Genomic DNA, 13038 nt, shown 5'->3' with positions numbered 1-13038 from the left:
ACTATGGAAACGTGAGCGCGCCGCGCAGGACCCGGTTCGGCCGTACTCACGTAAGGGGCCACCCGGCCGTCGATCTCTGAGGCTTTGTCACGTCAAACATCATGGCGCAGCGAGCGGAGCTGCCTTGGATTGGCTAAGGCGTACCAGCACATCAAATGAATGGCTTGCCACCCACCGAGACGCTAAGTCTAATCCAGACCGCGCTTGAATTCGTCGTTGCAGCCGGCCTTAGTGCGGCCCGGGCCCTCGGCATTATGTTGGTGCTTCCCGTATTTACCCGCCCCCACATTAGCGGGATGATCCGCACAAGCTTGACGATCGTGATGGGTCTGCCATGCCTTGCGCATATAGAAGCCGGATTGCAAACGCTGGATCCGGCCACCCGTATGATCGCCGTCGCTTTCCTTGGTCTCAAGGAGATATTTATCGGCCTGGTTTTCGGGATGTTACTAAGCGTACCGCTATGGAGCATACAGGCAGTTGGCGAAATCATCGACACCCAGCGAGGTGTTTCGAACCAGTTGGACGATCCTGCGACGCGCAGCCAAGCCTCGGCCACGGGTCTTTTTCTTGGCACTGCTGCGGTTACGATTTTCGTTCTGTCTGGAGGTCTGGAGACGATAGTCAAATGCCTCTATGGCAGCTATCTGATCTGGCCCGTGTATCGGTTATTACCGTCCCTGACCCTGCAAGGCGCAATGGAGTTTATAACGCTTCTCGACCATATCATGTACACGACCCTGCTGGTCTCGGGACCCGTGCTGGCTCCGCTGCTCTTAATTGAGGTATCTCTCATGTTGCTCGGGCGCTTTGCGCCGCAGATTAAGCTGAACGATCTCTCCGCCATCATCAAGAATGTCGCCTTTGGGGTCATCATGGTCAGCTACACCGTCTTCCTCATTGAATATATGGGAGCGGAGATTATCCAGTTCTACGGCGTGCTGGAGTGGCTCGAGAAGTTCTTCAAATGAACGATTCGGGCGAAGAAAAAAAGCTTCCGCCAACTCCTAAGAAGTTACGGCAGGCGCGCAAGAAAGGACAGATCCCTCGCAGCAATGACTTTGTGAGCGCGCTCAGCATCTGCGCCGGGTTCGGCTGCTTATGCCTCAGAGCGGGCTCGATCGAAGACGTATGGCGTGAAGGGGTGCAGCTCGTCGACAAGTTGCAGGGGCAGCCATTCAATAGTGCGGTCCAGCAGGCATTGGTCGGATTGATCGAACTTTCGATGATCAGCGTTGGCCCAATCATCGGTGCGGCCGTGGCTGCGGGCATCCTCGCCGGTGTCTTGGCTAATGGTGGGCTGACGCTCTCCGTGGAGCCACTAAAACCAAGTCTTGAGAAATTAGATCCTATCAAAGGACTGAAACGGCTTTTTTCTCAGAGATCGCTTGTCGAGCTTTGTAAGTCGCTGATCAAAGTGTTCGTTCTCGGCGCAATCCTGTTCTTCACCGTAATCGCGACTTGGAAGGCGCTGGTATACTTGCCTATCTGCGGTTTGGGTTGTTTTGGCTTTGTCTTCAAAGAGTTCAAGTTCGTGATTGAGATCGCTGCTGGGGCGTTTCTGATCGGCGGCTTGACCGATCTGCTAATTCAGCGGTGGTTGTTTTTGCGTGACATGCGCATGACACAGAGCGAAGCAAAACGCGAAACTAAGGAACAGGAAGGCAATCCTCAGATAAAGGGTGAACACCGTCGCCTCCGTCGCGAATCGGCGAACGAGGCGCCGCTCGGCATCCATCGCGCTACATTAATACTGACGGGACCGGGGATATTGATTGGGCTGCGCTATGTTCGTGGGGAGACTGGAGTCCCTGTATTGGTGTGCCGCGCCGAGGGTGAACCTGCTTCGCAGTTGGTTGACCAGGCGCGGACCCTGCATCTGAGCATTATCCGGGACCCCGCGCTGGCGCGGCAGCTGAGCCGAAAGGCTACGATGGGCAAGGCCGTTCCGATGGAGTGTTTTGAGAGGGTTGCTCAGGCAGTTTTTGCAGCCGGCCTGGCCTAGATTTACGGAAACTCGATGCGTTCGGGCGGCGCAGTCAAAGACCCCAACTGACGGGCTTGGCGGGGTCTGAAACCGACGCGAGGAAGGGTAGCTGCTGTGGCGGCCCACGCCTTAGAGGACTACCGAGATGGTCGACGGTGGCAACCAATGCTCATTCTGCGCAGGTACGAGCCGCTCATTGGGCTTCTGCGGGAACCCGGGTGTGACTTTCGTCTTCCGAGTTGCTCTTGTTGCCCGGCGTGAGGCTCCCCCGTGCGGTAAGGGGAGCTACCGCGCGATCACCGCTGGTTGGCATGACAGCGTTATTCTCCAACAAGTCGGCCGGATCATTGAGCATGACGCCAAGGTTATTCCGGATCGAGCAGCCAAGCGTTGGATTGAAAGAATTGTCGCCCACTGAAGGGCCGACGATTGAAAGGCTTGGACAGAGCGAAGGATGTGCTTCGTGGGTGATCGCTTCGACTCGGACGCCGAAATGGGAGGGCTGATCTACCGGGAAAGCGGACAGGCGAATATTATAAGATGGAACGCCCATCGCGCGTGCCTCGTGTGCCACCTGCGTAACCAGCCGGGGCGAGCCACTGACCTCCAGATGGAGTGCATCCCGTCGACCGCGACTGGCATTCGCAATGAAATCACGCAGGCCGTACCTCTCGGCACGACCAAGAGCCTGTAGTCGCAAGACCGCTGTCTTCTGCTCCACCTGGATTCCTTGCTCAGGCGTCCCAGAATAGGTCGCATCAGTATGAGTGCATCCGCCCACGGTTGCCGCGACAGCGATCAGGTGACCCAGGTTTCGCAGGCTCATCGCGGTTCTCATTCAATAGTTAAGCCGGCCGCGCCGGTTGCGCCTGGTTCGGTGCGGGGAGCATCCCGGCCTCGCGGCGAACTTGCCAACGTATTCGTCAACGTTCGACCCGCGTCTGATGGTGGTCGGATGCGGTCAGTCGGCGCGCTTATCTTGCCGGCAGACGATGCTGGCCGCACGATGTAGGGGGTAACAACGATGACAAGTTCCGTCTCCTGCTTCTGAAATGAGGAGGAGCGAAACAGCGCACCAAGGATCGGCACATCGCCCAACCCAGGAAACGTGGTGATGTCTGTGTTGAAATTGCGCCTGATCAGCCCCCCGATTGCAAAGCTTTGACCGCTGGCAAGCTCGACGACAGTACTGGCACGTCGCGTGGAGAGGCCGGGCAGAGACATTCCGTTGATGCTGACCTCACCTTCTTTAGATAACTCGCTGACTTCAGGCTTCACGCGGATATTGATCTGATTATTGTTGAGAACGGTCGGAACGAACTCCAAGCTGATTCCGAATTGACGGAATTGAACTGAGACTTGCCGATTGTCCTGCATGACCGGTATTGGGAATTCGCCGCCAGCGAGGAAGCTTGCTGATTCGCCGGACATTGCGGTAAGATTTGGTTCCGCCAACACTGACGCGAGGTGCTCGTTGGCGAGTGCGTCAAGAACAGCACTGATGTTCGTGCCGCCAGCGCCAAATCCGATACTTGCAGTGCCGCCGCCCTGACTCGCACCGGAACCGCCAGGCTTGCCACTGCTAAACCCGAAAACGACCGCGCCGTTTTGACCCGATGCAGAAAGGCTGATGCCAAGCTCCTTCATGGCACTGCGTGAGACCTCCGCCACGCGCACGCTCAGATTAACCTGTAACGAGCCGGCGACCTGGATCTTGTTGACGACCAGCGCGCCCGCCCCCAGAAACTGCTCTGTGATCTTCTTGGCACGCTCGACGATGTCTGCACTGGGCGCCGTCCCGCTAAGAATGGCGCCGCGCGGCGTATAAGTGACTTGGATCGGATAGTCTCCGAGCTCGGCCTTCAGTGCGGCACGCAGATCCTCGACAGGTTGGGTGACGACAACGCGAAACTCGGCTAACGCCTCTCCATTGTCGTTCAAAGCGAACAGGCTGGTCCGTCCTGACTTTTTCCCAAAGACGAAGATGGTCGTATTCGATGGCGCCTGGTAGTCTGCTATCGTCGGGTCGGCAACAAATATGCTGGCCGCTGCCGCCGGAAGATGAACGGTCTTGCCCTGCGAGGAGGAAAGATTCAAAGTTCCGCTAAGGCTGTCAGCCGTCGCGCGCGGCGCACCCTGATTAGAGTCGCGGTTTATCTGTGCTGCGGAAGTGGGAGCAAGAACGAGAGGGACCGTGCATACGGCATACAGAAGGCACGCAAGAAACGTGGCTGTAACCGCGATCGGCCGTCGACTGCGAAGATCCAGTGCGAACTTCAAGGGAGCGCCGTTTTCAAGTTTGATCGGCGAGGCAGCGGATCGTTCTTCAGTTCGAGCGCGTATCCGACGCCCCGCGCGGTTTTGATCCGTAGCGTCGCGCCCGACTTGTTCAAATGTGTCCGCAACCGATAGATCCCCACTTCTAAGGCATTGGTTGAGACTTCGTCGTCGAACGCATAGAGGCCTTCCTCCAGCGACGCACGCGGCACGGTGCGGCCTGCTCGGCTCAGCAGATGTTCAAGAATGCAGACTTCGCGGCGTGCAATTCTCAACGGCCGATCGCCAATTGAGACTTGCCGTCCGATAGGATCGAAATGTAAGTTGCCGAAGGAGACGACGGGGGCCGTCATTTGCGTCGATCGTCGCAAAATGGCGCGCATGCGAGCGATGAGCTCATCGAAAGACACCGGTTTGGGCAGGAAATCGTCGGCACCACCATTGAATATCGCAATCCGGGTGCCGAGATCGTTGAGGCTGCTCATGATCATAGCGGGCATTGAACATCCTTCGCGTCTCAATTGTTTCAGCCAGTCCAAGCCATTTCCATCCGGTAGAACCAGTTCGAGCAAAAGAATGTGATAGCTGGCGCAACCTAGCGCCGTCTCCGCTTCGTCAAGCGTGTGGATTACATCAACGGCAAAACCGCGAACCAACATTGTTTCCTTGGCGGCTCGCACAAAGGCGGCATCACGATCTACCAGGAGAATTCGCATTTCATCGCCTATCTTGCGACTGCGCCAGGACCTGGGCGCATTACGATCGACAACGAACGTCGGTAAACCCACCACATGCTTGAGCATGTCGAGTTGGAGAGCAACAGACTGAAGAGAGAATTCAATCGCACGAGTTCCTGATTGCTCCTTCTAAAGCGCGGCCATGACTTATGGGGCTTCAGGTAAGATCGGCAAAATCGTTTTTTTTTATGGTAGGCATCCAACCGGCGAATAGGTCGTAGCGAAATGCACGTAGTCAGCGCGCCGCGTCAGGATCACAGAACGAATCACGGCTTCAGCGCAAGCCGACGATGTCAAGCAATGGCGATTACAGTCCATCACAAGCAATGGCAAATTGGGGGAGCAACGATCTGAAGCTTGATCGTGAAGCGCCGGACGACAGAACTTCGAGCATCTCGCATCGCTGCTGATGGGCCAGTTTGGCACGGCGCTCCGTTATGCGTCCCAGGTCTGCGTCTATGGGCTCAGGCCGTCTTGCCGGATCACTGGTTTGACAGCGTTGGCGTCGGACTCTCGTCCCCGGCGGATCCGCAAGCCTTCGACCGCAATAGATTGCAGCCATGTTGCACGCCCCACGTTGCGGGACTAGTCGAGCCATCAGAGCTGGTGCATCGTGGCTCCAAAGCTAGTGGGGCACGATCATGGAGCATGGCTTTGCCGGTGAGAGCTGGATCAACCTGCCGGACACTATGGTTGGCGGTTATGTGCGCAAGGGAGAAGGATAGTCTATGCTAGCGAACTCGTACCGCACGATAGAAAGCGCTGAGCTGCAGACGCCGGTTAAGAAGCGCTAGCAATTCCGTTCCTCAAGGCGCTTTGCGGTCTTCAATGCCAGTGCGACGGCTCTGCGGAAATCACGGCCAGTGCTGCCACAGCGGCTCGTCGAACCAGCTGTCGAAGCCCTGATCAAGCCGACCGGCTTTGATTCAGCGGCGATCGTATTTCTATGCACCGAAACGTGTAGGGGCCCCGCCGCAAGCCTATCTTAGAGCCGATCGATTGGCATCGCACTGCCCGTCATGAGGTCCGCCATGTGAGCGGTCATTTTCACCGCCGCGATCTTCGACCCCTTTTGGTATCAGACAGCACGCCTTGACAAGCTAGGTCAGCTGTCCGCCGCGCTTGCTGTGCCTCGCTCGGCATCGTTCCGACGTGCGGCACGCCAATTGCTTCGCCATGTGATTAGAAGGCTGCGCGAGGGGACAAGTCTTCGCGCCGCAAACCAGCAAACAGCGGACGACATCCAGGCTATTCGCCCAATGCGATTGTGAGCGCGACAGCGGAGAGTGAGACAGCGTGAGCCTTTGGCGGATTTGAGAAGGAGGGATAGTTGTACCGTTTTACGACCGAGCTTGGTCTGATGTTAGAAGCGATCATAATGCCGGAAATTCAGTTGAAGTCACCTTTGTTGGGGCTCCAATAGGTTTAAGCGCGTAAGTTGAGCAAAACCGACGTTAAATTATCCTCGCGGTCTCGCCCTGCTCGAAGTTATGGGGCCGGCCTAGAACATCTACTTCAAGGGTTCTGCGTCTCGTCTCGGTATGCATCATGGCCAAGATGACCAAAAACCAGCTGATTGACGCAATTGCTGAGAACGCAGCTCTCCAAGGCCGACACAAAGGCCGTCATCGAATAGATGGCAACTGTGGGCTACAAGGAGCTGAACGAGGCCGGTGAGTTTGTTGTTCCGGGTTTCGTAAAAATGTCCGTCGTAAGCAAGCCCGCTACTGAAGCTCGCAGCGGAATCAACCCCTTTACAAAGGAGCCGCTGGAATTCGCGGCGAAGCCGGCTAGCAAATCCGTCAAGGCGTCACCGATCAAGGCTGCTAAAGACGCAGGCGGTATGACAGAGAATGCGCAACCCAAGCTTAGATCTGGCGACTGCAGCTAATCGCTAACGCTGCACCATCGAGCGAGTGCTTTGTCAGTCAGGCCTTGCGATCCTTTTTGCGTGAACGGAAGCGGAATCGGTCGGGCTGTGGGGCGGGAAGCACGCGAAGGATTGCGCGCCCTGAATTCATAATTATCAGCAAGCTTCAAGAGACGTTGTTTGGTGAATGGATCAGCTCTTTCAGCAATGTCACGGACTTGCGAAGCCCGAGCCCGATAGAAATCCTCGTTCATGAAAAACCAATCCCATGTTGCCTCTAAAGGCTCGAGATCTCTCGCCTAATTCGGCAAGCGGCCTCTTCTTCTTTGTGCCATAGCAGAACCGGCTTCTAGTCGTTTAGGCGGTGCCACGAAACAAAGCTCCAGCGATGATATGCATGCCTCTTATAATATACACGTCTAGGAATACGGGTGAGAAAACGTTGTATGTTGATCCCTATCTATCTTTCCAGTTGCTCTCGCTCGCCGGTGAGCTTGTTCATTTGAGGTGACTGCGATGGTCAGAAAAAGCTGGGCAGCTCCGCGTACTCATGCTTCTGCGAATCTCTGGCACAGGGCTGACGCCCGTTTTGCGTCGATGAGCCTGTTCGCTGCCGTGAATGATCATACAGATGCTCGACGGCCCTAGCTCGTGTCTCGACAACGCAATTAGGTTGATGGACGAGGAGGCGGCCTCAACGGCGCAGCGTGTTGAGGCCGGAATGCTTCTTCTTGATCGAGTCCGGGACGCAGTTCAGTTCGCCTTTTGCCATCCCTGCCGACGAGCTCATCCAATTCTGAGGTCTTCGGCAGAAAGTTTCCCAGAACGACTAGCCTTGGGCTCGTAGCTAATTCGGGCGCCTTCCGCCAGGCCGGTATGGCCGGCCCTTTCAACGGCACTAATGTGCACGAAGATGTCTGGGCCTCCATCGTCTGGTTTGATGAATCCGTATCCTTTGGACGTGTTGAACCATTTCACAGTACCCATTGCCACTGCAGCATCTCCAATTGAGTCAACTCAATCTAACCGACAGCTGAGGCCGGCATCAAGGGCGATAAAGCAAGAAGGCTGGCTTCTCATAGCAGGCAACCGATACTACGCGCTTGCATGTGGCGCGACCGTTTAGATGGACCGCAATGACCGACACTTTGTATTGGTTGGTACGGAAACGAACACGGCATTGTCGTGCTCGTAACATCATTAGTGTGAACGTTGTCGGGCCAAGATTCGAAGCGCACATTCGCTGGAAAAATGCAATTTCCAGCCAGAAGCAGCAGGTTTAGTGCATGAGATTTGGATAGGACGCGATATGGTGAAAGACGGCGAATGGTCCGCAAAATTCGCAGTCATTGTGATCTCGTCCTCATCTGCTTTTTTTGATCGCGACCACTGCCGCCTATTTCTCGTCGCCAAAGATCAAAATGGCGGAGGGATCCTGTATCTCACCATGCCTCAACGTCAGTGAGGACACCTCACCGGAGTATTGTTGCGCCACCGCTCCTTATCCGTCAGTCATCCTCAAGCGCCATTCACCACCGCGATTCCGCGGGGTGGCAGCCGCGCCGACTGATAGGGCTCAGTCTGAGCTGAAGCGATGTACACAGTATAGCCTTTGCAAAATCACGGTGCTTCCAGGCGAAGCGGCAAGAGCTGCAGTTTGACTGCAGTGGCGCTAACTTTGCAGGGATGTCGGGTTCATCATTAGCTAAGATCCTCATCGCATAAAGAAGATTGGACATCAAACTGCAATCGGCCTAGCTCAGGAGCGCCTCATGCTTCTGCGCGCCACCCACTAACAACAGATCGCCTCCTTCAACTCGCTTTCTGAACCTAGCGATTGCAAGCAGTTCAAATCCGAGCGTAAAATTGGGTGAGTTGAGTTACAGTAAGGGGAAGGAGATTTACGGCGAGAAAGAACCTGCTGCCTACGTGCATCAGGTTATCAAAGGTGCGGTTCGAACCTACAGGGTGCTTGCGGACGGTCGGCGGCGGATTGGTACGTTTCATCTGGTCCGCGATATCCTCGGACTTGAAAATGGTGAAAGACATTCGTTCGCAGCAGAGGCAGTCGTCGCGACGACGGTTCGCTTGATCAGGCGCACCAGCCTTGAGGCGCGGCCGAGAACGATGCGGTCGTCTTCCGCAATTTGCTCGGGTGACGGCCAAAAATCTGCAGCACGCCGAGAACCGTATGCTTCTGCTTGGACGAAAAACCTCGCTGGAAGAGGTGGCCGCCTTTTTGCTTGAAATGGACGAGCGATCTGCCTCGGCCGGCGCATTGTCCTACCCCCGGGCCCGCCGCGATATTGCCGACTACCTTGGCCTGACACTCGAAACTGTGTCGCGGGCCTTGTCCCAGTTGCACAGGCCGGAGGTCCTCGAGTTTCTCGGAAAAAGTCAGCGCAAAATCGTAATCCGCATCCGTCGGCAGAGCTCGCAAGTGTTGGTTCACAATGATAATCGGCCCGGAGCCACTTCTCGTCCAACTGGAGAGGCCCGGGCCTGGCGATTTGAAGCTGCAAAATAGTGCAGGGGGATCGGCTCCTCCAGGCGCACCGGCTATTGCAGCTGCAAAACGTCGAATCCGGATGGGCCTTGCGGATTGCCAGAACTGCTCAAAAATAGTCCTGATGCCTAGCTCGGCCGGCCCGAGCTCCCGGCTATTTGCTGCTTCGTAGACCGGTAGCCACAGTTCGACGCCGCTTGCTCGCGAAGTCTTAAGGTCGCAAATAAAAGGCTTCGGCTTGTGGCCGTCTGCGGGCCCACAGTCTCTCGCGATTATCGCTGAACGCTCCGCCTTCCTGGGCCCGCGCTTTGGGAGACGTGAATGTTCAACTTGGCCAGCTAAGACAGCAGCCCACTCGTCCTGGCCGTCGGGATCGGAGGGCAAGAGCCGAAGGCCTGCTCTGTAGCATTTTTGCGGGCCGATCCGAATGCGCTGAAGTCCAGATCCCGTCAGTGAAAGGATCCGTTAGAGATCGGCATCTCGCCGTGGGTTTAGACAATGACGCCATCGTCCGTGCGGCCCGTTGACCTTCCTCCGTGCCGCTAGTCAAAGTCCAATCACGACACGACTGGCAGGGCAAATTGAAAGGTCGCGCCCGGCCCTTGCTTGCGGACGATTGAGAGGCGCCCTCCGTGAGCTTCTACGATTGAACGACAAATCGACAAACCCATTCCAAGGCCGGTCGACTTGGTGGTGAAAAACGGATCTAAGATGCGAATCCTATCATCCTCAGCGATGCCGACGCCGCAATCAGTCACGGAGAGCTGCACACGTCCCTTACTGTCCATGGATGATTCTATCACCAGCTCGCGGGCCCGGTCGTCAACTTCTTGCATCGCCTCGATCCCGTTCATCACCAGATTGATGATGACCTGTTGCAGCTGAACCCGGTCACCAAGGACCGTGGGAAGCGCGAGCGCTAACCCAGTTCGCAAGGTCACTTGGTGATTAACTAGCTCACGTGTCACTAGCGCTATAGCTTCGTTCACGACCTCATTGACATCGAGCGGTACCATCTCGATATCACCTTTCTTCGCAAGTGTACGGACTCTGCGGATTACCTCGCTTGCCCGGACCGCATCCTCAATGATCCACTCCACTGATCTGAGCGCGGCGGGAATATCCGGAATTTCGCGGCGTATCCAGCCGAGGCACGCATCGCCGTTGCTGATAATGGCCGCGAGCGGCTGGTTTACCTCGTGGGCTATGGAGGCTGTTAGTTCCCCCAGCGTCGTCACGCGCGTGACATGCGCGAGATCTGCCTGTGACTTCCGCAGCTCTTGTTCTGCCTGATCTGCGCGAATCTTCGCCGTGATGTCCGTGGCGACGCCACGGTAGCCACGAAAGCTGCCGTTTTCATCAAAAAAGGGCTTGCCGCTGGTCTGGAAGTAAATGGCCGAGCCGGTCGCGCTAATGGCGCGATAAATCAGATCGCGAAATGGGAGATGTGCGTTGACCGTCGCCTGATGCTGCCGCCACTTCTCAGGTTCTTCTTCAAAGTCGCACGCGATTTCCCAGCGAGGCCGGCCAATGGCCCCTGTGCCCAAGAGCCCCGTAGCGCTGGTGTGCTCCGATAGTGTGAGCCGGTGATCCGGCCCGGTCTCCCATAGCCAGTCGGAAGCAGTTTCCGCGTAGTCACGAAAGCGTTGCTCGCTCTCACGCAGCGCAGCAAGAGTGTTTTCTAACTTTTCCCTAGCTGCGTGTTGCTCGGTGACGTCCATATGCGTTCCGATGAGTTCGACTGTCGCGCCGTCGCTTCCCAACACAGCGTGCGCAACGGCGTGTATGTGCCTTATCGCCCCATCGGGATGACAGATTCGAAAATCGTATTCGAAGTTGCCGGCTTTCTGTTCAATAGCCTGACGCTGTACTTCCTGCTGCAGCGGTAAATCGTCTGGATGAATACGCGAGCGGATGGCCTCAAGTGTCACGGGCTCTTCCGGGTCGAAGCCGAATAGACGACTGACTTCGGCGGAGCGATACGCAAAACAGCGACGGTGGCAGTCCCAGGACCATGTGCCCGTGCGACTGAGCTGCTGCGCGTCGGCCAGATAAGCCTCACTACGGAGCAGTCGCCGTTCCGTCTGCTTCGCTGCCGTGATGTCCGTCGCCGCCCCGACGAACTCGATATCGCCAGATGCCGTTCTCGTGGCCCGTGCTCGTGCGTGAATGTGCTTTATTGATCCATCGGGCATCAGCAGCCGGTATTCGTGCTCGAAGTCCTCGCCTCGCGCTGCTCGATCCAACGTCTCTTGGACCGAAGCCTTGTCGTCCGGGTGGGTGCGGTCAAGGACGTGTTGCGGTGTCGGTTTGATGTCAGGATCGTATTCGAAAATCCGGAAGTTCTCCTTCGACCAAAAGACTTCGTCGGCAGCGTTCCAACCGAAGCTGCCGGTGTGACTCAATTCTTGCGCCTGGGCCAAATGGGCTTCGCTTCGCTGCAGCGCAAGTTCTGTCCGCTTTTGTTCAGTGATATCTTCGCAGGCAATGAGGACGATGGGCTTGTCATCGGCCCACAGCATGGCTTTGGCGTTTTCGCGCACCCACAGCACCGAGCCGTCTTTTCTGACTTTCTGGATGTCCCAGGTGCGCGATTGGCCGATATCTGTAAGACAACTCCCAATGCATTTGCGAACGACCTCACGATCGTCTTCCGGAAAGACCTTCAGCACGGATACGCCGATTAGTTCGGCAGGCGTATAGCCGAGCTGGGTCGCTCCGAAAGTATTGACGTTCAGGACCGTCCCGGCTTCATCGACCATGAAGTACATGGCCGGGTTATGCTCAAAGATTGCGCGCCACAGTTTCTCGCGGTTATGCAGATCGGCCGCACTGTGCCGTAGCTTGGCCGCGGTCTCACGCGCAACTTCCCTTTGGTGGCGAACTTTTCCTATCAGGTGCGTTCCGACAATCGACGCGCTCAGGAAAGCGACAACCACCACAAGGTCTCGGGGATCATCGATCCGAAAACTCAAACTCGGCGGCGTAAACACGTAGGCTAAGCTAGCGACGGAGACGATGGAAAGGACCAATGATACGATGAAGCTGCCCATCAGCGAAAACAGCAAGATCACCACCAGATAGGCGAACGCCGTGGCTGCGAAAGGGCTGTTGATATACAAGGAAGCTAGCGTCACTGCTGCTAGCGTAATGCTGCCGACGATAAATTGCGTCCCTGAACGTTCCAACGCGGTGAGCTGGTTAAACATGCTTGTCGCCGTCCGGTCCTTCTGGCGGAGAGATCAATGATCAGGCTAAAAATACAGCAATTTATTCGACCCGGACAGGCGCTCCTGGGCGCTTTCTACGACCTCGCTAAAATAAGCACAGCGGAAAAAGGCGCATTATAAACCTATGTATATTCCTCTAAACATTAGCTATTGAACGCTCACGTAGGAAATTACCTTCGTTTTGAGTTTTTAGCTGTTCTCCTCGATGGTAAAGCAGCATGTTGCAGCCCGGAGTTGTTGCGGAGACCGGCCGATGGGTGGATCGTGGGCCATCCAACGTATTCGAGCGGCATCCTTGGTGTTACCATGACGAGAAAGTCTGCTGGCTCGGATACGGGAGAACGGCTGCTTTCACTGAGCCGATAGCGTGTCCAGGGGACGTTCTCCAGCGCCCGACTGAGAATGGCATGGCGTCGACGGCACTCGTGAGC

At 56.2% G+C, this 13038-nt stretch carries 7 protein-coding genes and 2 pseudogenes; 4 read left to right on the top strand and 5 right to left on the bottom strand.

Going from position 1 to position 13038, the window contains the following annotated elements; translation table 11 throughout:
- The first annotated feature begins 155 nt into the window (after nucleotides 1–155).
- A complete protein-coding gene (gene sctT, locus QA645_RS40540; RefSeq protein ID WP_283046581.1) occupies nucleotides 156–971 on the top strand; it encodes a type III secretion system export apparatus subunit SctT in 816 nt (271 codons plus the stop codon).
- Nucleotides 968–2005: an EscU/YscU/HrcU family type III secretion system export apparatus switch protein gene (locus QA645_RS40535; protein ID WP_283046579.1), complete on the top strand. Its 1038-nt coding sequence runs from the start codon at nucleotides 968–970 to the stop codon at nucleotides 2003–2005. Before sctT ends, QA645_RS40535 begins: the two co-directional genes overlap by 4 nt.
- A 175-nt stretch (nucleotides 2006–2180) precedes the next feature.
- Here QA645_RS40535 and QA645_RS40530 read toward each other — a convergent pair whose 3' ends face one another.
- From QA645_RS40530 to QA645_RS40520, 3 genes are read right to left on the bottom strand one after another with little or no spacing between them, the layout of a single operon-like run.
- The gene (locus tag QA645_RS40530) at nucleotides 2181–2813 is read right to left on the bottom strand and encodes a CpaD family pilus assembly lipoprotein (protein ID WP_283046577.1); all 633 of its coding nucleotides are present in this window, start codon (nucleotides 2811–2813) and stop codon (nucleotides 2181–2183) included.
- A gap of 8 nt (nucleotides 2814–2821) precedes the next feature.
- A complete protein-coding gene (locus QA645_RS40525) occupies nucleotides 2822–4267 on the bottom strand; it encodes a type II and III secretion system protein family protein (RefSeq protein WP_283046575.1) in 1446 nt (481 codons plus the stop codon).
- A complete protein-coding gene (locus QA645_RS40520) occupies nucleotides 4264–4980 on the bottom strand; it encodes a response regulator transcription factor (protein WP_283053582.1) in 717 nt (238 codons plus the stop codon). Before QA645_RS40520 ends, QA645_RS40525 begins: the two co-directional genes overlap by 4 nt.
- 1569 nt (nucleotides 4981–6549) lie before the next feature.
- Here QA645_RS40520 and QA645_RS40515 point away from each other — a divergent pair.
- Nucleotides 6550–6892 (top strand): annotated as a pseudogene (locus QA645_RS40515) (HU family DNA-binding protein).
- Nucleotides 6893–7657: 765 nt separating this feature from the next.
- Here QA645_RS40515 and QA645_RS40510 read toward each other — a convergent pair.
- On the bottom strand, nucleotides 7658–7864 hold the full coding sequence (locus QA645_RS40510) for a cold-shock protein (RefSeq protein WP_082813831.1): 207 nt from the start codon (nucleotides 7862–7864) through the stop codon (nucleotides 7658–7660).
- Between the two features lie 831 nt (nucleotides 7865–8695).
- On the opposite strand from QA645_RS40510, the pseudogene QA645_RS40505 reads away from it, so the two are divergent.
- Nucleotides 8696–9287 (top strand): annotated as a pseudogene (locus QA645_RS40505) (helix-turn-helix domain-containing protein); the annotation flags it as partial.
- Nucleotides 9288–9934: 647 nt separating this feature from the next.
- Here the strand turns inward: QA645_RS40505 and QA645_RS40500 are convergent.
- Complete coding sequence (locus QA645_RS40500; RefSeq protein ID WP_283046573.1) at nucleotides 9935–12586, bottom strand: PAS domain S-box protein; 2652 nt, start codon at nucleotides 12584–12586, stop codon at nucleotides 9935–9937.
- Between the last annotated feature and the right edge of the window lie 452 nt (nucleotides 12587–13038).

Origin of the sequence: Bradyrhizobium sp. CIAT3101 (assembly GCF_029714945.1) — a bacterium.
GTDB lineage: Bacteria > Pseudomonadota > Alphaproteobacteria > Rhizobiales > Xanthobacteraceae > Bradyrhizobium.
Note: the sequence above shows the minus strand (reverse complement) of the source record. Positions and strands in the feature narration are given on the sequence as shown.